Genomic DNA, 21,381 nt, shown 5'->3' with positions numbered 1-21,381 from the left:
CGAAAGGGTGGCCCTTTGGCCACAGAAGGGGCTTTGGGAACCCTCAAGACACGTGTGGAGGCAAATTGCGTGAGCCAAGCCGCACGTAAACGCGTAGGATGTGGCGAAGACTCACCTCGCCATTCTTTCCATACCACTCATGGAGACGCTTCGTGTCCCCAATCTTCCGCCTGTTCGAGTCCTGGATCGATCCCTTCAGAGCACCGCCCGCCCGGGATCTGCCCACGGGCGCTCTGGCCTATCTTGTTTATTTCGTTGGTCAGGTCCGCTGGCCATTTGCGCTGTTGCTTGTGGTTGGCGGGGCGATGGCGCTGGTGGAAGTGGCCATTGCCAGCTTCCTCGGCAGCCTGGTCGATCTATTGAAAGACGGGAACCGGGAGGCCTTCTTTGCAACCCATGGCTGGACGCTGCTGTGGATGGCCGTGGTTGTGCTGTTTGTGCGCACGCTGGTCAATGCTCTGGGGGCGCTGATGGAGGAGCAAACCATCGTGCCGAGCTTCTTTCAGCTCGTGCGCTGGCAGGGCCATCAGCGCGTCATGAAACAAAGCCTGAGCTATTTTCATGATGATTTGGCCGGACGGCTGTCCCAGAAGGTGCTGCAATCGGGCCTGGCTGCGGGCGACTTCATGGTCAATCTGCTGCAGGTGGCCTGGTATATCGTGGTCTATGCCCTGTCGACCCTGATCCTTGTGGGCGATCTCGATTGGCGCCTGGGGCTTTTGGTCGGGCTTTGGCTGGGGCTGTTTGCCGTCACTGCCTGGCAGTTTGTGCCCCGGGTCCGCGCGGCAGCAAAATCCTTTTCCCATGCCTATTCCGGTGTCTCCGGCCGTCTGGTCGACACCTATACAAACATTCAGTCGGTCAAGCTGTTCGGATCTGCGCTTGAGGAGAACCGGGCCGCCCGGGGCGCGTTCGAAGCCCTGATTGAAAAGATCCAGGTGTTCACCAGGCTGCTGTCCACCGTGCGCATCACCATGAGCCTCATCAATGGGATCATGATCGTTGCGATTGCCGCCACCGCGCTGTTCGTCTGGCAGGAAGGGGGGATCAGCACGGGCCATGTGGCCTTTGCCCTCAGTCTTGTTCTGCGGCTCAATGTTCTTTTGAACCGTCTGTTCAACCAGCTCAACGGGTTGTTCCGGAACTTCGGGACGCTTCAGGACAGTGTGGAGACCATCGTCAAGCCCATCACCCTGGCAGACAAGCCGCAGGCGCAGGATTTGAGCGTCTCCGGCGGCCGGATTGTGTTCGATCATGTCCGGTTTCACTACGGCCGGGAAGGCGGGGTTCTGGAAGATCTCAATCTGGAGATTGCGCCGGGCGAACGTGTCGGGCTGGTGGGGCCGTCCGGGGCAGGCAAGACCACGCTGGTCAGTCTGCTGTTGCGCTTTTACGACGTGGAGGCGGGCGGCATCCGTCTGGATGGCCAGGATCTGCGAGATGTCAGCCAGGAAACCCTGCGCCGGTCCATCGGCATGGTGACCCAGGATACGTCTCTGCTGCACCGGTCCATCCGTGAGAACATTCTCTATGGCCGTCCGGATGCCGGGGAAGAGGCTTTGATCGAGGCCGCGCGCAAATCCCATTCCTTTGACTTCATTCAGACCCTGGAGGACCGCAAGGGCCGCAAGGGCTTTGACGCCTATGTGGGCGAAAGAGGGGTCAAGCTTTCAGGCGGGCAGCGTCAGCGTATTGCCATCGCAAGGGTGCTTTTGAAAGACGCGCCGATCCTGGTGCTCGATGAGGCGACCTCAGCGCTCGATTCAGAAGTGGAGGCCGCGATTCAGGAGAACCTTGAAGGGCTGATGTCCGGCAAGACCGTGATTGCCATTGCCCACCGCCTGTCGACCATCGCGGCCATGGACCGTCTCGTGGTGATGGACAAGGGCCGCATCGTGCAGCAAGGCGCCCATGCGGATCTTCTGACAGAAACGGACGGGCTTTATGCCCAGCTCTGGCACAGGCAGTCCGGCGGGTTCCTCAAGACCGCAGCTCTCGCCGGTTGAGTGTTAAACACCGCACGCAGCGCTGTCTTTGCTGATCCGGGGCAAGAGCGCAAGCGTATCAGGTCTGTCAGTCAGTTGAGGATCTCATGATACAATATTCCACCGCCTATGTCGCAACCGCGATTGTTTTTCTTGCGGTTGACTATGTTTGGTTGTCACAGGTGGCAACCCGGTTCTATTTCGACCGGATCGGGCATCTTCTGATGGACAAACCCAACATGGCGGCCGCAGGGGCCTTTTATATTATCTACGTGGTCGGCATCGTCGTTTTTGCTGTTGCACCGGCCCTCAGGTCGGAAAGTGTTGTGACCGCTGTGCTCTACGGTGCGATGTTCGGGTTTTTCACCTATGCCACCTACGATGTCACCAATTACGCAACGCTGAGAAACTGGCCGGTGATCGTGGCCATTGTCGATGTGGGCTGGGGCACAGCCCTGTCGGCATTCTCCGCAGGCATGGGGTATACGCTCACCCGTCTTGTGTCCTGAGAACGGATTAGGGTAGGTGCAAGCCTCTGCAAACGAAGGGGAAGGTTGTATTTCAGGTTGCGTGAATTTGCGTAGAAGCTTGGAATACAATCTTAAATTTAAATTCTGTCCCGATGCAGTTACAGATTTTTTACGGGCTTGAAGGTATCCTTAACGGCGTAAGGGCTCTGTTGACGTTTGTCCAGGGCACGGGAGTTTGGGAATCGCTTCGGGGTTGCGTAGTGACACTTTCGATCAAGGGCCGTTTTGTTGCCATGGTACTGACGGCCTCTGCCATCATGATGGCGGGGACAGCATTTGCCTTTTATTCGTTCCGGCAGGCCTTGCTGGAAAAAATCGGCACCGACGCGGGCGCGCAGGCGTTTTTAAGCGGCAACATCGCGGGCAATATCGATCAGCTGATCTTCGACCAGATGATCTCCATCGGTCTGACGGTGTCTCCCGTGGGCGTCGCCTTTCTGGGAATGGCTCTCGTTCTTGCCATAGGCATTGCACGGCCTCTGGCCCGGCTTCAGGACGGTCTCGACCAGCTGTCTGAAGGAAGCCTTGAGATTGAAATCAAGGGCAATGAACGGGGAGACGAGATCGGGGAGATTGCCCGCTCGGTGACAGCCTTCCGGGAAAACCTTGCGCATCGGGCGTCCGAGCAGGCGCGTCAGGAACTGGCCCATCAGGAAGCCTTGAGTGAAGAGCGCAAGGCCTTGATGCAGGACGTGGCTGACGACTTTGAAAAGTCAGTGATCGGTGTTGTATCCGCCCTGACAGAAGCAGCGGGCAGCGTGGAACGCAATTCCGGCCAGCTCAATGAGGCGGTTGGCTCGTCCCTGCATGCGGTGAGTGAAGTTCACCAGGCAACTGAAAACGCCAATGAATCCGTTGAAACAGTGACCGCCTCTGCGGAGCAGCTGACCGGATCGCTGATCCGGGTGCGCGAGGATGTTGATGAGGCCACCGAAATTGCCCGCGTGGCCGTGGGAGAGGCCCGCAAAACGGATGAGATCGTTGGCCAGCTGTCGGAGACCGGCCGGGCCATCGGCGAAATTGTTGAACTGATCAGCCAGATTGCCAGCCAGACCAATCTTCTGGCCCTGAATGCCACCATCGAGGCGGCCAGGGCCGGAGAGGCCGGGCGCGGCTTTGCGGTTGTGGCCAATGAAGTCAAGGCGCTCGCGGAACAGACCACCAAGGCAACCGATGACATTTCCGCGCAGGTGGCATCGGTGCAAAATGTTGCCGAATTGTCCGAAGTGGCGATCCGCTCCATTGCCGAAACCATCGGTAAGGTGAGCGAGATTTCTTCGAAGATCCGGGACCGGGTGGAAGAGCAGACGAGCGCAACGCAGGAAATCAGCCACAGCGCCAATGCCGCCCATGCCAGTTCCAGCCAGGTTGCCAGCAATGTCGGTACGTTAAGCGAGGTCATGGAGACCAGCCGCTCGGCGACCGACGAAATGCTCGGGGCCTCCGCCGAACTCGGCAGCCTGTCCAATTCTCTCCAATCCCAGGTCCGCCAATTCCTGCAAAGTGTCCGTGCAGCCTGACAGCACGGGTCAGGGACTGTTCTATGGAAACGAAACGCATTCAGGGGCTCTTCGGGCCCCTGTTTTGCATTCGCGCTGGCCAGGCAAGGGCGCTTTCTTTCGTCACCTCTTGATGGACTTGCCGCTGCTGCAAACCTCAACAACCTGGACCCTATTCGACCGTGACATGAGAGCCTTCGGCGAGGAGCGTGCCGCAGGTCTAGGCCGGTCTACCCGCCTTTCCTTGCCGGCGAACCGGAAAAAACCATCCGGTAGGGTCTTGTTTGGTGACGGTGGTATCAGGGTTGCCGCGTTCATATGGGCTCGTACCTTGGTCCGCTGAACGTTTTGAAACGTCTTTGTCTTTGATGTCGTCCGGCTTGGCGCTTCAAGGAAAGCTTTTTCGATCTCATTGTTTCAGGTTGGGCGAAAATACAGTTTTATGACCCCATGCCTTAAAGTTATATTCTGATAAATACGTTGCAATTCTAACGGTAATTGGTTTTCCTAATCTCAGTTTTATTGTTTATTTAACGTCTGCTGCTATCATGTCTATGGGTGGACGCTTTATTGACGAAGAAGCATGCAAGATTTTTCTTATAATTGGCCTTGGTTGCCTTTTTTCCTTGCCTTTGTGGTGGGAGGAATACTCTTCTGCTGCGGAGTTCTTGTTGGGCGTTTTCGTAAGGGAAGTGCCGAGAGGCGGGCAAAGGCTGCTTCAAGGGATGATGCGGCTATTCTGAAAACGGTTGTTGAACATGTGCATGAAGGTCTGATCATGCAGGACATCTGCGGCCGGATACAGTGGTCCAATCCGGCCTACAGCCGGATTACAGGCTATTCAGCTGAGGAGTTGCTTGGGCGGCGCCCGCAGGAATTGCTGCTGCCTCCAGACAGGCAGCTTGATCCTGAAGAACTCAAAAATTTCCGCTACGATCTCAGGACATTCGAGCCCGGCTTCAAGGAGCTGATCCTGAACCGCCGGAAGAATGGCGAATATTTCTGGAACCAGCTGACCTTCGCGCAGGTTGCCGGGGATACGCCGGAAACCACCCGGATGATTCTGATCTGCCAGGATGTGACCCAGGAGGTGGGCCGGGTGTCCGAGCTGGAGGAGGCGCGCAAGCGGCTCAAGCATCAGGCCGAACATGATGACCTGACCGGACTGGCGAGCCGGGCGAAGATAAAAGAGGTTCTTCAGGCCCGTCTTGCGGCAGCGGCGGACACGGGTGGGAATGTCGGCGTTATTCTCTTTGACATGGACAATTTCAAGGATGTGAATGACGGGCATGGCCACAGCACGGGGGATGCCGTGCTCTGCCATGTCGCAGGCATCCTGCAGTCGGTTGTCGGTGACAAGGGACTGGTGGCGCGTATTGGCGGGGATGAGTTTCTCGTTACGGTCTCACAGCCCGAAGGTTCTAAGGAGATGGAAGAGCTTGGCCACGAGATCCTGACAAAGCTTCACGAACCGGCTCTGATTGATACCCACAAAATCCGGGTGGCTGGCAGTATGGGGCTCGTTCTGGCCGCGGCGGCCAAGATCGGCGTGACGGAACTCATCAACCGGGCTGACATGGCGCTTTATGCGGCCAAACGGGCAGGGCGGGGCCGGTTTGCCTGGTATACGGATGCCCTTGGGGCCGCGCACCGGCACCGGCGCATGAGCATGGGCGCAGCTGGATCAGGATCTGGAGACAGGTAGTCTCTCGCTCCTCATGGAGCCGTATTTCGGGCTTGATGAACAGCGTGTCACAGGCTTTGAAGTGTTCGCGCACTGGCTGCACCCCTCGGAGGGGCTTGTGGACCCGGTCCGCTTTCTGTCCCTTGAAGAGGACTTCAAACGGGTTGCCCAGATTGAAGCTTTTGCGCTGGAGCAGGGCTTGCAGGCGGTCAAGCGCTTGCGGGATGCAGTTGGCCAGTCACTTGCCATGTCCGTCAATCTGAGTGAAGCCTCTCTGGTGGCGGCATGGTTCAAGGATCGTTTGCGCAGGCTGTGTGACGAGGTTCAAATTGCGCTCCACGATCTTACGATTGATCTGGAGCAGCAGCTCATCCGCTTTGATGAAGACGGGCGGATGCTGGAAGCGATTGACAGTCTGGAAGACCTTGGCTGCCGGATTGCCCTGGACGGGGTTGGCAGCGGCCAGGGCGGCGGGGCCGGGCAGATCGTCCGGATCCGGGCCAGCAGTCTGAAAATCAGCTCCTGGTTGACCGAAGATCTGGAAACACAGGTCAAGAAACAATATCTCGCCCGCTCTATCATAGATGTTGCAGAGAAGTTCGGTTTGAAAGTGGCAGCGGTTGGTGTCGATCGAAAAGAGCAGCTTGAGATCCTCAAAGACCTGGGCTGCGCTTTTGTTCAGGGTGGGATCATCTCAGGCCGCGTATCGCCACGGGAAGCAGAAATTTTCCTCCAGGCCCGCGCAGGGCAGGAACTACGGCTCTAAGCGCGGATTCCCAATGGGGGTGTGTGGCGACAGGGCAACAGTTGTGATTTTCATGTCCGGCCTCCTCACGTTGCCTCTTTTCAAGCAAGTCAAAAGCGGTTACCAACACCGCAGTCTGGTGTTTCACCTAGACAGACTTTGTCCCAGCGGCCGCCCGGTCGCGCAACCAGGAGGGGTTTAGATGACAGATCACAGCACGATCCATATCATGTCTGCCCGTCCAGGTGTCCTGATGGGCTCTCACCTGCAGCGCTGAGCGCAGGTCCGTTTCTGACTTTCCCATAGCCTTGCGGTGACCGGCTCAAGCCGTTCGTCTCAGCTGCACGCGCAATGACGCGTGTCCGCCGTCACCAGTGATTCAGTTCCCGTTTCGGAGTCATTGCGATGTTTCCGTATTCTTCGCAGGACCTGTCTGTGCTCGCAGACCGTCAGGATATCGAGGTGCCACCGGCCCCTCAACAGGACAGGACCTTTCCTGCCCGTCTTCGGCGTTCTGCCACAGTCGTGGCCGTTTTTTCAGGCGTGACCTTTCTGATGGCCGCCCTTCTTTTTGTGCCTGTTCTGGCGTTCAATCTCAGCCGGATCGAGGCCCTGGACATTGCCGGGACGCAGGTTCCGGCTGCCGAATTTGTCCGCCAGATTGGCGCTCTCTTCTGGGGCTCGTCTATTGTCGCGCTTGCCTTTACAAGTTTCATTGCCGGCGCCCGCTACATGGCTGCCGGCCCCACAATCCGTCCGAGGCCGTCTTCCGATAGCAAGCAGGATGTCCTCCTGCATCTGGCTATGTTGCGCTTGATCGGCTCTGAGAGGTAGTCATGTTTGATCGTTTCGAAAAGCTCGTTGATCCTTTTGAAAAGACAGAGCTTGACGTTCCACCCAAAGGGTTCTGGGCTTTCTGCTGGTACTATACCAAACCGGTCTGGCCCATCCTGGCCTGTGTGTCGCTGTTTGGCACGCTGGTTGCCCTCGCAGAGGTCTATATCTTCACCTTCTTGGGCGATCTGGTCACCTGGCTGGAAAAGTCGGACCCGGCTACGTTCCTGAATGAGAACTGGGCCACGCTGCTGTTCATGCTGGTTGTGCTGCTGGTGCTAAGGCCTGGGCTGGAAGTGGTTTGGCAGCTGTTTTTCCACCAGGGTCTGATGGGCAATTATCCCATGTCCATCCGCTGGCGGGTGCATCGTTATCTGCTGCGCCAAAGCGTTTCCTTCTATCAGAACGACTTTGCCGGGCGGATTGCGACCAAGCTGATGCAGACGGCGCTCGGCGTGCGCGAGGTGATTTCGCGCATTGCCGATATTCTGGTCTATGTGGCCGTCTATTTCGTTGCGGCGGTCTTTGTGGTGGCCGATGCCAATTTGTGGCTGGGCCTGCCGTTCCTGGTCTGGATTGCGGCCTATCTGCTGACCATCCGCTTCTTCATTCCGAAGCTGCGGGATGTCTCCAAGGCGCAGGCCGATGCCCGTTCCTTGATGACCGGTCACGTTGTGGATGCCTATACCAACATCACAACGGTGAAGCTATTTTCCCATGCGGACCGTGAAGAGGCCTATGCCAGAGGCTCGATGATGGGGTTTCTGAAGACCGTTTTTCTTCAGATGCGTCTGGTGACGGGGCTGAACATCGTGCTGGTGTTCATCAACATGCTTTTGCTGACTGCGATCGGCACGCTCGCCGTGATGTTGTGGCAGACCGGTACGGTCTCGATTGGAGATGTCACCATCGCGGTCGCCTTTGTTCTGAGGCTTCAGGGCATGTCTCACTGGATCTTATGGGAACTTGCCGGCCTGTTTGAAAATATCGGCACGGTTCAGGATGGCATCACCACCATTTCCCGCGAACGGGAAGTGATGGACGTTCCGGGGGCTAAGCCCCTTGTGGTCGACAAGGGCGAAATCCGCTTCGACAAGATCCACTTCCACTATGGCAAGAAAGCTGGCGTGCTGGAAGATCTCAGCCTCACCATCCAGCCGGGGGAAAAGATCGGCTTGATCGGCCGCTCCGGGGCGGGCAAGTCCACGCTCGTCAATCTGCTCCTGCGCTTTTACGACCTGGAAGGCGGCAAGGTTACGATTGACGGCCAGGACATTTCCAGAGTGCAGCAGGATGACATCCGGGCCAATGTTGGTGTGGTCACCCAGGACACGTCGCTTCTGCACCGCTCGATCTTTGAAAACGTCGCCTATGGCAAACCGGATGCGACGCGCGAGGAGGTTGCAGCCGCCCTTGAAAAGGCCCATGCGCATACGTTCGTGGATGGTCTGACCGACATGGAAGGGCGCAAGGGGCTGGATGCCCATGTCGGGGAACGCGGGGTCAAACTCTCCGGCGGACAGCGCCAGCGCATTGCCATTGCCCGTGTCCTTTTGAAGGATGCGCCGATCCTGGCGCTGGACGAGGCGACGTCTGCGCTCGATTCGGAAGTGGAGATCGCGATCCAGGAAAGCCTGTTCGACCTGATGAAAGGCAAGACCGTGATTGCGATTGCCCATCGCCTGTCGACCATTGCGGCCATGGACCGGCTGATCGTCATGGACAAGGGCCGAATCATCGAGGAAGGCACCCATCAGGAGTTGCTGGAGCAGAGCGGTCTTTATGCCCAGCTCTGGCAGCATCAGTCCGGCGGGTTTCTAGCGCCCGTCCAGGCGGCCTGAGGGCTCGTTGAAAAGATCGGCTGAGAGATGCTCACCCGCATGCGGGTGAGCATCGAGCGCGCCAGAATATGCCATGATTAGAATGGCTTCACCCGGTTGGCCAACGCTTTGAAAATGTTGACGTCTGCCCGTGACGGGCAAAGTCGGCCGGCTGCCGTCGACCCGGAGAATTCCCTCAAGGATGCAAGGCGGGACTACGTCCTTTTCCGGTCTTGCATCTCCTTTCAAAACTGGTCCAAAAATGCCGCAGGGCGTTTGTTCCACCTGCGACATATGTATACCCTTGCGTCAGTTTATCTGGACAAGCGTTTCGAAGGGTGCACAATCGCCTCCGCTTGTATGGTGCGGAAACTTGCCGCACCCGGCAACCGTTGAGCCCGCAGTCATTCCGGCTATCCTTTGGAAGGAGCGAAGGACCGGATATGAGGCGGGCTTTCGGCACAGGTAAAATGGAGAGGGGACGCGACCTTGGAACATAACACGGATCCGGAAGAACCGAACCGCCGTGATTTTCTCTATATCGCGACTGGGGCAATGGGCGTGGTTGGTGCAGGGGCACTGGCCTGGCCCTTTATCGATCAGATGAACCCGGATGCATCGGCGCTGGCACTGGCTTCGATTGAGGTGGATGTGTCTGCTGTTGAAGAAGGGCAGTCAATTACGGTCAAATGGCGCGGAAAACCGGTCTTTATCCGCAATCGGACCGAAACGGAAATTACAGAGGCCAAAGAGGTGCCGCTGACCGATCTGCCGGACAAGCTGGCCCGGAACTCCAATCTGCCGCCCGATGCCGAGGCAACGGACCCGAACCGGGGTGTGAAAGACAAGGAAAACTGGCTCGTTCAGGTGGGCATCTGCACCCATCTTGGCTGCGTTCCCATTGGCGATTCCGGCGATTTCGGTGGCTGGTTCTGTCCCTGCCACGGGTCCCACTATGACACTGCCGGCCGCATCCGTAAGGGCCCGGCTCCCGAAAATCTGCTGATTCCGCCGCTCGAGTTCGTCAGCGACTCGACGATCAAGATCGGTTAACGGCACATCTTTCCAGGAGACAGTCATGGCTGGACATTCAAACTACGTCCCGCAGAGCGCTGCAGCCAAGTGGCTTGAAAGCCGCCTGCCGGTCATTTCGCTCGTGCGTGGATCCTTTGTGGACTTCCCGACCCCGAAAAACCTGAACTACTGGTGGACCTTCGGGGGCATTCTTTTCTTCGTGCTGATCGCCCAGATCCTCACCGGCATCGTGCTGGTAATGCACTATACACCGAGCACGGAAGCCGCTTTCAGCAGCGTCGAACACATCATGCGCGATGTGAATTTCGGCTGGATGCTGCGCTACCTGCATGCCAACGGCGCGTCGATGTTCTTCATCGCCGTCTATATTCACATTTTCCGGGGGCTTTACTACGGCTCCTACAAGGCCCCGCGGGAAATCTCGTGGATCCTGGGTGTGATCATCTTCCTGATCATGATGGGCACCGCCTTCATGGGCTACGTGCTGCCCTGGGGTCAGATGTCCTTCTGGGGCGCGACCGTGATCACCAACCTGTTCTCGGCCATTCCGCTTGTCGGTGAAGCCATCAAGACCTGGCTCTGGGGCGGGTTCGCGGTCGACAATCCGACGCTGAACCGGTTCTTCTCCCTGCACTATCTGCTGCCATTCATGATATTCGGCGTGGTGATCCTGCATGTGTGGGCGTTCCACACAACGGGCAACAACAATCCGACCGGGGTGCAGCCGAAGACCAAGCAGGACACGCTGCCGTTCCACCCCTATTACACGATCAAGGATCTGTTCGCGATTATCGTGTTCATGATCTTCTTCTCGTGGTTCGCCTTCTATTTGCCGAACTATCTTGGCCATGCGGACAATTATATCGAAGCAAACCCGCTGGTGACGCCATCCCATATCGTGCCGGAATGGTACTTCCTGCCCTTCTACGCGATCCTGCGGGCGGTGCCCGACAAGCTGGGTGGTGTTGTGTTGATGTTCGGCGCCATTGCGATCCTGTTTGTGCTGCCCTGGCTCGACACGTCCAAGGTCCGTTCCGGGACTTACCGGCCGCTGTTCAAGCAGTTCTTCTGGATCTTTGCAGCCAATTGTGTGGCGTTGGGCTATCTCGGTGCGATGCCGGCGGAAGGCTGGTATGTGATCTTCTCCCGGATCTTCACCGCCTATTATTTCGCCCACTTCCTGATCATCCTGCCGATGCTCGGTTTCCTTGAGAAGCCGCGGCCGCTCCCGGCGTCGATTTCAGAAGCGGTGTTGAAGGGCGGCTCCGGCACCCCAGCCGGTGCGCCCGCCGCACCGGAAACGAAGTAACGCGAACCGGATCAGGAGTTAATTGAGACATGAGCACCATGATCAAAATGGTTCGTTCCCTTGCAGCTGTTGCCGCTCTTGCCATCGCGTCCCCGGCCCTGGCTGCTGGCGGAAAGGTTGAGATCGACTATCAGAGATGGTCTTTTTCAGGCCCCTTCGGTTTCTATGACCGGGGGCAGTTGCAACGCGGCTTCAAGATCTACCGCGAGAATTGTTCAGCCTGTCACGGGCTGAAATTCGTTGCCTTCCGCAATCTGGCGCAAGAGGGCGGGCCGGGGTTCACGGAAGACCAGGCCAAGGCGATTGCGGCGGAATACACCGTGATCGACGGACCGGATGACTACGGCGACATGTTTGAGCGTCCTGCCATTCTGGCCGACCGCTTTCCGTCGCCGTTTCCGAACGAGCAGGCGGCGCGTGCTGCCAATAACGGCGCCTATCCGCCGGACTTCTCCCTGCTGGCAAAAGCGCGTGCGGCCCAGCGCGGGTTCCCGGGCTTTGTGTTCGACATCTTCACCCAGTATCAGGAGAACGGGCCGGATTATATCTACTCGCTGATGACGGGCTATGTGGACCCGCCGGAAGGCGTTGAAGTGCCCGACGGGCAGTACTACAACCACTCCTTCCTGGCCGGTCATTTCATTTCCATGGCTCCGCCGCTTTATGATGAGGCGGTGGAATATACCGACGGCACGCCCATGACGGTGGACCAGTACGCCAAGGATGTGGCCGCGTTCATGATGTGGGCGGCAGAACCCCATCTGGAGCAGCGCAAGAAGATCGGCTTCCGGGTGATGGTGTTCCTGATTGTCTTTGCCGGGCTCTTGTATTTCACCAAGAAACAGCTTTGGCGCAACGTGGCGCATTAAGGCTGGCAGGACCCAGGAGCTTCAGAAAGGCGGGCAGAGTGCCCGCCTTTTTTCGTTTTTGCCCTGTTCAACGGCGGAGCCGCTTGATACTCAGCGAGCCGGATGGGTTTCTCGCAGGAGATGAAGAATGGCTGACGCAGTGCTTGGCATTATCGGTGGGTCCGGCATTTACGATCTGCCCGGACTGGAACAGTCCGAATGGGTTGAAGTGAAAAGCCCCTGGGGCACGCCGTCCGACCATGTGCGGATCGGCCAGATTGACGGGTTGAAGGTCGTCTTCCTGCCCCGCCACGGCCGGGGTCATGTCTATTCCCCAACGACAATCAATTACCGCGCCAATATTGACGTGATGAAGCGCTGCGGTGTCACCGACCTTTTGTCCGTGTCCGCCTGCGGGTCCTTGAAAGAAGAGCACGCGCCGGGCACCTTCGTGCTGGTGGACCAGTTCATTGACCGCACCATAGCCCGAGAGAAGAGCTTCTTCGGTACGGGCTGTGTGGCCCATGTCTCCATGGCCGTGCCGGTCAGCCCGAAACTGGTGGACGCTGTTGCGGCGGCTGCAGAGGCCGAAGGCCTGGCCTGTTCCAAAGGCGGCACCTATCTGGCGATGGAAGGCCCGCAATTTTCTTCGCTTGCCGAAAGCCAGCTCTACCGGTCCTGGGGCTGTGACGTGATCGGCATGACCAACATGCCCGAAGCCAAGCTCGCCCGGGAGGCGGAGATCTGTTACGCCACCGTCGCCATGGTGACCGACTATGACAGCTGGCATCCGGATCATGGGGAAGTGGATATCCAGGCCATCATCAAGGTGCTGCATGACAACGCTGAAAATGCGCAGCGGCTGGTGGGCCGGGTGGCGCGGGATCTGCCCAGAGAGCATCAGGCCTGCCCGGCCGGATCTGACACCGCTCTGGAATATGCTCTGATGACGGCGCCGGATAAACGGGACCCGGAGCTGGTGGCCAAGCTGGATGCGGTGGCCGGACGGGTGCTGACCAAGACCTCCTGACCGGAACCGCCCCCGCCGTTCTGATCCATCAAAACCCGGCTGAAATCGCTTCGACCGGGCGCGCAAACTTGATATAAGCGTCCGTTGGGGCATGTGCCGAACCGAACAGTTTGAAGAAAGACGTCTCGATGAGTGACCAGACAATCCAGGATGAATTGATCAATGCGATCCGCACGATCAAGGACTATCCCAAAGAGGGTATTCTGTTCCGGGATATCACCACGCTGCTCGGCAATGCGCGGGCTTTCCGCCGGGCGGTCGATGCGCTTGTTCAGCCCTGGGCGGGCTCCAAGGTCGACCAGATTGCCGGGATCGAGGCGCGGGGCTTCATTCTGGGCGGGGCGGTGGCCCATCAGCTTTCGGCCGGGTTCGTGCCCATCCGCAAGAAGGGCAAGCTGCCCCATGAGACCGTGCGGATTGCCTATTCCCTGGAATATGGCCTGGACGAAATGGAAATGCACAAGGATGCGATCAAGCCGGGCGACCGGGTGATCCTGGTGGATGATCTGATTGCGACTGGCGGCACGGCGGAAGCGGCCTGCAAGCTGCTCAAATCCATGGGCGCGAATATCGAGGCGGCCTGCTTCATTGTTGACTTGCCGGATCTTGGCGGGTGCAAGAAGCTGGAAGAGCTGAATGTGCCGGTGCGCACCCTGGTGGAATTTCCGGGGCACTGAGCGTTTATGAACGGCGGCGACCAGAGCGGGGAGAGCCCCCCAAGGTTTTCCAGCCGGTTCCAGCAGGACTTTGAAACCCTTTTAAAATGGCGGCGCGATGTGCGCCGATTCCGCAGCGAGCCCCTGGCGGAGGGCAAACTGCAGCATCTGCTGCAGCTGGCCGATCTGGCTCCATCTGTTGGCAACAGCCAGCCCTGGCGGATCGTGATGGTTGACAGTCATGACACGCGCAAACGGATCACGGCCCAGTTCGAAGCGGAAAATCAGAAAGCGGCAGACGCCTATGAACCGGAAAAAGCCCGGCACTACCGGGCGCTGAAACTGGCCGGTCTGAAAGACGCTCCGGTGCATCTGGCGGTTTTCTGTGAGGAGCAGCCGGAGCAGGGCAGTGGCCTTGGCCGGGCGACCATGCCCGAGACGCTTGCCTATTCCACGGTGAGTATGATCCATACCTTCTGGCTGGCAGCGCGGGCTGAAGGGATCGGGGTTGGCTGGGTGTCGATTCTGGATCCGGTCGAAGTTCGTGAAATCCTGCAGGTTGACGGCAGCTGGCGGCTCGTGGCTTATCTATGCGTTGGCTATCCGGAAGAAGATCATGTGGATCCGGAGCTGGAACGGGCAGGCTGGCAGGCGCGCAGCCCCCTGAAAACCCGGTTGTTTCACCGCTAGGAGCAAACCATGCCCGCGATCATTCGTGCAACGGAAGACAAGGATCATGCTGACGTCTATCAGCTGTTGCGGGAGCGTTGGGCGGGCCCGGAAATGCTGCTGGATGGCGAGCTGATTGACGCCTCGCGCCTGCCGGGCTACGTCGCTTTTGATGGCGAGGTGCTTGTCGGGCTGGTGACCCTGATCCAGCGGGACGGGGAATGGGAAATCCTTACGCTCGATTCCCTCAACCGCTGGGGGGGTGTTGGCAGCCAGCTTTTGGACGCGGTTGTGAGCGAGGCCCGCTCAAAAGGCGTGCCCCGTCTGACGGTCCGGACCTCCAACGACAATCTCGACGCTTTCCGCTTCTACCAGCGCCGGGGCTTCCGCATGGAGCGGGTCGCACAAGGTGTGATTGATGCGGAGCGGGAGAAAAGGCCGGAAATTCCCCTGCGCGGCGATTACGGCATTGAGATCCGCGACGAAGTTCTGTTTGCGAGGGCGCTTTGAGATGCTTTCGTCGCGTTGCCATCTGGCTTGACAGCGCGCTACGCTGCGTCCGGCCGCCGCTCCACAAACACAGTCGCCTTGAAGGAAAACACCAGAACACCGTCCTGATTGCGGGCGGTCATGTCTGCGTGGACAAGGCCCCAGTCCGGCCGGCTGCGGCTTTCGGTCTTGCCGGTCACCGTGCGCCAATAGGTGAGCGTGTCTCCGGCGAAGACCGGCTTGAGCCATTTCAGGTCTTCAAAGCCGGGAGAGGGGCCGATCCTCGCGGCCGGTTTGCCCGCAGCTTCCGCCTCAGTCCGAAGAGCCGCCGTCTTGGCCACCTGCAGCTTCATGAAGATCGATGCCGTGTGCCAGCCGGAGGCGCAGAGCCGTCCGAAATGGGTTTGCGCAGCGGCGTCTTCGCTCAGATGAAAGGGCTGGGGATCATATTTTTCGGCAAAGCGGATGATCTCCTCTGCCGTGAAGGTGTAACTGCCAAGCTCAGTGACCTGCCCGGCGGCGATGTCGTTGAAAAACTCAATCATGCGCCGGGCTCCCGCCGTTCAAAGAGAACCGGGTTCTCCCATTCAATCACCTCAGCGCCGTTTTGATTGGCGGCCGATACGCGCAGGAAAACCAGGCCGAGATCCGGTTTGGAGCGCAGCAGCTTGGTGCCGGTGATCTCCACGCGGGCTGACAGCGTGTCACCGGGGAAAACCGGCTGACGCCATTTCAGGCTGGTAATGCCGGGCGAGCCTCTTCCCGTGCTCTTGTTGAACAGGTTGACCGCCAGAAGGCGCATGATCAGGCTGCCGGTATGCCAGCCGGAGGCGGCAAGACCGCCCAGCAGCGAGGCCTTGCCTGCCTCTTCGTCCAGGTGAAAGGGCTGGGGATCGAACTCTGAAGCAAAGGCAATGACATCGTCCCGGCTCACCTCGATGGATCCAAGATCAAACGACTGCCCGGCGGCAAAGTCTTCAAAATGGGTGGGTGTGGTCATGAAAAGAAACAGGCTCCCGGCAAAGCCGCCGCCAGGGAGAGGATCGGGAGGCGGCAGCTTGCTGCTGTGAAAAGGTTCTGCAGGGGGACGTAGCACGGGAAAAATAGGGTGGCCAGAGCCTGGTCTCCGGCCATCTGGAGAAGAGGGGGCAGGGCGTCACATAAGAGCGCCAGTTGTGGTGTTTCTTGACCCCCAGACGGCGCTGATCTTGCGGTTGGAAAAGAGGGCTTCCTGCTCGCCCGGTTCCGTGATGAGTTGCTCAACGGTGAGATATTCTACAACCTACCGGAGGCACAAATCCTGATCGAACAATAGCGCGTCCACTACAACACTCTCAGACCGCATAGCGCTCCGGGCTACCGCCCGCCTGCGCCGGAAAGCATCGTTCCGATGGACCGGAGACCCACGACGCACTAACAATTAAACTGGACCACTTGATGGTGCCCCGCCATCACCTCTTGAGCAAAGCTTTCGACGCGCTTGAAATTTTGAAAGCGAAGAACTCTGCGAGCCGTTGAGCTAGAGAGAACAAATAACTGATGTTGAAGACTGTTTCTTGTCCAGTATCTCATTCTGAGCCTGTCAGAAGGAGTGGTGGCATGTTGTGTTCAGGCAATATGAAAAAAATATTGAAAGGTGGTCTCAAGTGCACGAGTCTGAAGGCTTGGTTCTGTATCTTGTCGGCATTGATGATTTTGACGCTGTCGGGTTGCGTCGAATCTGACCCGCGTTATCCAGCTTACTATCGGTACATAGTGGATTTGAAGGTTGACGGCAAACCCGTTCGGGTTGAGCGGGTGATCAAGTGTACGGGAACACTGGTGACCGGTTCCAGTTATGCTCCAGGTGTCAAAACTGGTAGGACCTATTTAAGTCCTCCTATTGTTGGTGCCTATGTGCCTGGGTCCGATGAAGCCGTCTACGTTCCGGTCATCAGCGCCTGCCGATGGGCATCGGCGACATCCGAGGAGCGTGAAGAAGATGCTAAGAATCAGCCGCGTGTATTGGATCCTCCCTTCACGGACCAGAATGAGTATCTCCCACCCAGTTCGATGCTACCCGTCCTTTGGGTAAGTGACGATCAGACGTTTGACAAAATGGAATATTACGTCAGCGGGCGGGCGTTGTCGGGCATTGATAGCCGTGTGGAATTCTTGCGCGCTTATCCGCCGGAAATTGTTGGAGAGGTTGATTTTAAATCCTCTGAAAAACGGGCAGCAGCGGCAAGCCCGGATCTAACGCCTTTCTTCCGCCCGGAAGACAGGAGACTGGCGGAAGAAACATCTCTCTACAAAAAGCGATTTCGAAAGCAATTTAGCGGTGGTGTCTACCCGCAATGCTTCGCCGCGTGGCGGGTGCCACGGTCGGAGTGGTCCCAAGTGCCCGGGCTTGAAGAGTGGGTTGCAAGCCTGCCGAGCGATGGGCGTGCTTATCAAATTGCTGTACCTTATTGGGGGGCATTTAACGACATGCTGGACGGTATCAGAGTTTCACCAGGCCTTGTTCCTGTTGAACCTGAGCCTGGTGTCGGTATCGACCGGTTTGAAACATTCGATGCGATCAATCCGGCAATCATCACTGATCAAGGGACGTACGTTGACCTGCAGCGCCAAGGCTTCATGGGGTGCGAATTTCTGCTGATACAGCCAAACCGTGTCGAAGCCAATGAGCCTTTCAAGATCGATCGTTCCAGCGAACCGACACCATCGTTTCACTATGAACTCGTCGGCGAGCGCCTTTTCGCGCGTTTGCCGACTCTTGATCCAATCTTCGTACCGAAACTCGATGAGTTCGTCATTTTTAAAAGCAAAGCAATCAAAGCAACGTCGGGTGAACCAGTTGCAAAAGGGTGGAAAGAATGACCTCGCAAGTCTCAGATTTCGCAGTTCTCGCCATGCAATCCTACGATTTTCTGGATGAAGATGCGCCAGAGTCAGCACGGAAGATTTGAAAGTTAATTACACCTTTGAGGGCTTCAATGGATGGGTTTTGCGCAACATTGATGATGGAGCAGCCCCCATCGAGTGGTCCACCAACTTGGAGATATTGTCCCGCAAATTGGAGGACCAGAGATGCGATCAAACGGCCAAAGCCGGAAGAGACTGGTATCGAAGCTTCGGCAGGTTGAAGGTGCTTCAAGCACAAAGCGCGGCGATTGCTGGGCCGTTAAGCTAGATTGGCGTGTGCTACGACCCCGCATCATAGGCTTGGGAGAGTGGCTGCCGGAATGACGCTATGGCTTAGCCGTCCTTGTAATAATAGCTGTAGCCGTTCAGGGCCGGTGCGCCGCCCAGATGGGCATAGAGAACCTTTGAACCTTCCGGGAAAAAGCCCTTGCGGGTGAGATCGATCATGCCCTGCATGGATTTGCCCTCATAGACCGGGTCGGTCATCATGGCTTCGGTCTTGGCGGCGAGGCGGATCGCGTCATTGGTTTCTTCCGACGGCACCCCATAGGCCGGATAGGCATAGTCCGGATTGATATGGATCTCGTCCTCGCGTACAGCCCGGCCAAGTCCGACCAGTTCGGCCGTATTGTCCACGATGGAGCGCACTTGGGCACGGGTCTGATCCAGGGTGCCAGAGGCATCGATGCCGATCACCCGGTCCGCCCTGTCCTGGGCTGCAAAGCCGACAATCATGCCGGCCTGTGTCGAACCGGTCACGACGCACACAACGATATAGTCAAACGTGAAGCCCAGTTCTTCTTCCTGTTGCGCCACTTCTTCGGCAAAGCCGATATAGCCAAGCGCGCCATATCTATGGACCGAGGCCCCGGCCGGGATCGGATAGGGCTTGCCGCCAGCCTCTTCCACCGACTTGATCGCATCTTCCCAGCTTTTGCGGATACCGATATCAAACCCGTCCTCCACCAGACGGCTGTCGGCGCCCATCAGCCGCGTGAGCAGAATATTGCCGACCCGGTCATAAACCGCATCATAGTGAGGAACCCATTTTTCCTGGATCACGACACATTTCATGCCGATCTTGGCGGCGGTGGCTGCCACCATGCGCGTGTGATTGGACTGGACCCCGCCGATGGACACCAGTGTGTCGGCGCCTGAGGCAATCGCATCCGGCACAATATATTCCAGCTTGCGCAGCTTGTTGCCGCCAAAGGCAAGGCCGGAATTGCAGTCTTCCCGTTTGGCGTAGATATCCACCTTGCCGCCAAGGGCTTCCGTCAGCCTTGGAAGATGTTCAATGTGGGTTGGGCCAAAGGTGAGCGGGTAGCGTTCAAATCTTGTCAGCAAGGACATTGGTGGTTCTCCTGTTGTCTTGCGGTCAAGCCTAGCAGGAGGGTCGTGAAAGGTGCTTACTAAATCCGTATTCTTATGTTGTTTTGCATGAGTTAAGAGGAGTTATTTTGTTGTTTTTCTTCATTTAGACGTTTTATATGAAATGATCTTTCATCCTTTCGTTTTCGGCGGTTGTCTTCGGCTTCCGGTCGGTCTTCACAGGGGCCAGAAGACGAGAATAGCCGGAAGGGCGACCACGAGCACCAGCAGCTCCAGCGGCAGGCCCATGCGCCAGTAATCACCGAAGCGGTAGCCGCCCGGGCCCATGATGATGGTATTGTTCTTGTGGCCGATCGGGGTGAGAAAGGCGCAGGAGGCGGCAACGGCGACGGCCATCAGGAAGGGATCGGAACTGACCCCGAGCCGTTCGGCGATCTGGACCGAGATGGGCGCGGCGATCAGGCAGGTGGCCACGTTGTTCAGAAAGTCGGAGAGCGTCATGGTTACAATCATCAGGACTGCGAGCGTGACCCAGGCCGGTGCGCCGGACGTTCCTGCGACGATCCCGTCCGCAATCACCTGGGCATTGCCGGAGGTCTCAAAGGCCTTGCCGAGGGGGATGAGCGAGCCGAGCAGCACGATCACTTTCCATTCCACAGCGCTGTAGACCTCTGAGCCGCTGACAAGGCCAGCCGCCGCATACAGGATCACACAGGCGGCGAGCGCGACCGGCAGATAGGCAAGGCCCGCAACGGCGGCAACAATCGCCAGCACAAACCCTGCAATGGCAAGCCAGGCCTTGTTGCGCTGGATCATGCCGGTCTGGCGCCCTTCCAGCGGCAGCACGCCCAGCCAGGAAAAGGCGTTTTCCAGACGCTCGTCGGTGCCGATCAGAAGCAGCACATCGCCGGGGCGGATAGTCTCGTGGCGCACCCGTTTCTGGATGCGCCGCCCCTGCCGGGAAATGCCGAGCAGGGTGACCCCGTGGCCGTAGAGAAGACGCAGGTTGAAGGCAGAGGTGCCGCTGATGCGGGCGCTGTCGGGAACAATGGCCTCGGCCAGGGACAGGGCGGAGCCGCCGAGCTTGCCCTTGTGCTGCTCTGATCCGGCGAAGTCCAGTTTGGCGGCGCCCATGAAGCTTTCAATGGCCTTGGGGTCGCCTTCCACCACCAGAAAATCATCCGCCTTGACCGGTTCGCGCCGGGCAAACCCCCTGATCCGGCGGCCGTTTCGGATGAGGCCGATAATCGTGACATCCTTTTCATCGGCAACGGGATAAAGATCGCCGACCGTGACCGGCATGTCCGGATTGACCTTGCCGACTTTCAGTTCCGCAGAATAAAGGCTTTCCGCAAAGCCTTCCTGTTTCGGTTTGCTGCGGAAATGGGCGGGCAGGAGGCGCCAGCCGAACAGGGCAACAAAGGCAATCCCGAAGATGGCAACCGTCAGCCCGACGGGGGCAAAATCGAACATGGTGAAGGGGCTGCCAAGCGCGTCTGAGCGGTATTGCGCAATCACGATATTGGGCGGCGTACCGATCAGGGTGATCATGCCGCCAAGAATTGTGGCGAAGGACAGTGGCATCAGGGAGAGGCCCGGGGACCTTTCCGCTTTCCGGGCCGCTTCCAGATCCAGCGGCATGAGCAGGGCCAGCGCGGCCACATTGTTGATGATGCCCGACAGCCCGGCGCCGGCAACCGACATCAGCGAGATATGTCCCGGCAGGCCCCGCGAGGCGGATAGGAGCCGACTGGCAATCAATTCCACGGCGCCCGAATTCATCAGCCCCTTGGAGACGATCAGCACCAGCGCAATGATGATGACCGCCGGGTGGCCGAAGCCGGAAAAAATTTCGCCGGAAGGCACAAGGCCCAGCAAGGCCCCGAAGATCAGGGCCGCAAAGGCCACAAGGTCGAACCGGATCCGGCCCCAGACGAGAAGGGCAAAAACGATCCCGAACAGAATAAACAAGGCAATCTGGTCAAAAGTCACGGTTTGAAAAGCTCCCG

General features: G+C 58.1%; 19 protein-coding genes and 1 pseudogene. 16 read left to right on the top strand and 4 right to left on the bottom strand.

All coding sequences use genetic code 11. The annotated features are described in order from the left end of the window. The first annotated feature begins 98 nt into the window (after positions 1–98). The 14 genes from ACXAH0_RS12135 (at position 99) to ACXAH0_RS12070 (ending at position 15,154) form a co-directional block, all read left to right on the top strand. Positions 99–2,006 carry an ABC transporter ATP-binding protein gene (locus tag ACXAH0_RS12135; RefSeq protein WP_475174906.1) on the top strand — a complete coding sequence of 636 codons (1,908 nt, stop codon included), beginning with the start codon at positions 99–101 and terminating at the stop codon, positions 2,004–2,006. A gap of 86 nt (positions 2,007–2,092) precedes the next feature. Next, entirely contained in the window at positions 2,093–2,494 is a 402-nt protein-coding gene (locus tag ACXAH0_RS12130; RefSeq protein ID WP_475174903.1) for a DUF2177 family protein, read from the top strand. A 221-nt stretch (positions 2,495–2,715) separates the two neighbouring features. Beyond that, positions 2,716–4,035 carry a methyl-accepting chemotaxis protein gene (locus ACXAH0_RS12125; RefSeq protein ID WP_475191498.1) on the top strand — a complete coding sequence of 440 codons (1,320 nt, stop codon included), beginning with the start codon at positions 2,716–2,718 and terminating at the stop codon, positions 4,033–4,035. A gap of 562 nt (positions 4,036–4,597) precedes the next feature. Next, positions 4,598–5,719, top strand: coding sequence for a diguanylate cyclase domain-containing protein (locus ACXAH0_RS12120; protein ID WP_475191494.1), 1,122 nt, complete (start codon positions 4,598–4,600; stop codon positions 5,717–5,719). 13 nt (positions 5,720–5,732) lie between these two features. Further along, positions 5,733–6,464 (top strand): EAL domain-containing protein, encoded by a 732-nt coding sequence (locus ACXAH0_RS12115; RefSeq protein ID WP_475191492.1) that lies wholly within the window; start codon positions 5,733–5,735, stop codon positions 6,462–6,464. A 384-nt stretch (positions 6,465–6,848) separates the two neighbouring features. Next, positions 6,849–7,277: a hypothetical protein gene (locus ACXAH0_RS12110; RefSeq protein WP_475191489.1), complete on the top strand. Its 429-nt coding sequence runs from the start codon at positions 6,849–6,851 to the stop codon at positions 7,275–7,277. A gap of 2 nt (positions 7,278–7,279) precedes the next feature. Beyond that, positions 7,280–9,118 (top strand): ABC transporter ATP-binding protein, encoded by a 1,839-nt coding sequence (locus tag ACXAH0_RS12105; protein WP_475174891.1) that lies wholly within the window; start codon positions 7,280–7,282, stop codon positions 9,116–9,118. A 468-nt stretch (positions 9,119–9,586) separates the two neighbouring features. After that, complete coding sequence (gene petA, locus ACXAH0_RS12100) at positions 9,587–10,150, top strand: ubiquinol-cytochrome c reductase iron-sulfur subunit (protein WP_475191487.1); 564 nt, start codon at positions 9,587–9,589, stop codon at positions 10,148–10,150. A 25-nt stretch (positions 10,151–10,175) separates the two neighbouring features. Continuing rightward, positions 10,176–11,441, top strand: a complete 1,266-nt coding sequence (locus ACXAH0_RS12095) for a cytochrome b (RefSeq protein WP_475174888.1) — start codon at positions 10,176–10,178, stop codon at positions 11,439–11,441. Between the two features lie 29 nt (positions 11,442–11,470). Next, positions 11,471–12,310: a cytochrome c1 gene (locus ACXAH0_RS12090; protein ID WP_475174885.1), complete on the top strand. Its 840-nt coding sequence runs from the start codon at positions 11,471–11,473 to the stop codon at positions 12,308–12,310. A 127-nt stretch (positions 12,311–12,437) separates the two neighbouring features. Further along, the gene (locus tag ACXAH0_RS12085) at positions 12,438–13,319 is read left to right on the top strand and encodes an S-methyl-5'-thioadenosine phosphorylase (RefSeq protein WP_475174883.1); all 882 of its coding nucleotides are present in this window, start codon (positions 12,438–12,440) and stop codon (positions 13,317–13,319) included. Positions 13,320–13,447: 128 nt separating this feature from the next. Beyond that, complete coding sequence (locus ACXAH0_RS12080; RefSeq protein WP_475191485.1) at positions 13,448–13,996, top strand: adenine phosphoribosyltransferase; 549 nt, start codon at positions 13,448–13,450, stop codon at positions 13,994–13,996. Positions 13,997–14,002: 6 nt separating this feature from the next. Next, positions 14,003–14,665, top strand: coding sequence for a 5,6-dimethylbenzimidazole synthase (gene bluB / locus ACXAH0_RS12075; protein ID WP_475191483.1), 663 nt, complete (start codon positions 14,003–14,005; stop codon positions 14,663–14,665). Between the two features lie 9 nt (positions 14,666–14,674). Continuing rightward, a complete protein-coding gene (locus tag ACXAH0_RS12070) occupies positions 14,675–15,154 on the top strand; it encodes a GNAT family N-acetyltransferase (RefSeq protein WP_475174876.1) in 480 nt (159 codons plus the stop codon). Positions 15,155–15,192: 38 nt separating this feature from the next. Here the strand turns inward: ACXAH0_RS12070 and ACXAH0_RS12065 are convergent, their stop codons facing one another. Both ACXAH0_RS12065 and ACXAH0_RS12060 read right to left on the bottom strand, forming a co-directional pair. Continuing rightward, on the bottom strand, positions 15,193–15,678 hold the full coding sequence (locus ACXAH0_RS12065) for a MaoC family dehydratase (protein WP_475174873.1): 486 nt from the start codon (positions 15,676–15,678) through the stop codon (positions 15,193–15,195). After that, on the bottom strand, positions 15,675–16,133 hold the full coding sequence (locus tag ACXAH0_RS12060) for a MaoC family dehydratase (protein WP_475191482.1): 459 nt from the start codon (positions 16,131–16,133) through the stop codon (positions 15,675–15,677). Before ACXAH0_RS12060 ends, ACXAH0_RS12065 begins: the two co-directional genes overlap by 4 nt. Positions 16,134–16,370: 237 nt before the next feature. Between ACXAH0_RS12060 and ACXAH0_RS12055 the strand changes: the two are divergent. Together ACXAH0_RS12055 and ACXAH0_RS12050 are read left to right on the top strand one after the other, a co-directional pair. Beyond that, positions 16,371–16,550 (top strand): annotated as a pseudogene (locus ACXAH0_RS12055) (integrase core domain-containing protein); the annotation flags it as partial. A 122-nt stretch (positions 16,551–16,672) separates the two neighbouring features. Further along, a complete protein-coding gene (locus ACXAH0_RS12050; RefSeq protein WP_475191480.1) occupies positions 16,673–17,995 on the top strand; it encodes a hypothetical protein in 1,323 nt (440 codons plus the stop codon). Positions 17,996–18,373: 378 nt separating this feature from the next. On the opposite strand, the gene ACXAH0_RS12045 is transcribed toward ACXAH0_RS12050, so the two are convergent. After that, entirely contained in the window at positions 18,374–19,393 is a 1,020-nt protein-coding gene (locus ACXAH0_RS12045; protein WP_475191479.1) for a 1-aminocyclopropane-1-carboxylate deaminase, read from the bottom strand. Between the two features lie 195 nt (positions 19,394–19,588). Further along, positions 19,589–21,364 (bottom strand): SLC13 family permease, encoded by a 1,776-nt coding sequence (locus ACXAH0_RS12040; RefSeq protein ID WP_475191478.1) that lies wholly within the window; start codon positions 21,362–21,364, stop codon positions 19,589–19,591. Between the last annotated feature and the right edge of the window lie 17 nt (positions 21,365–21,381).

It is taken from the genome of Roseibium sp. AWQ4_290, assembly GCF_056160985.1.
The sequence above is the reverse complement of the archived record's forward strand: the minus strand, read 5'-3'. Positions and strand labels throughout refer to the sequence as shown.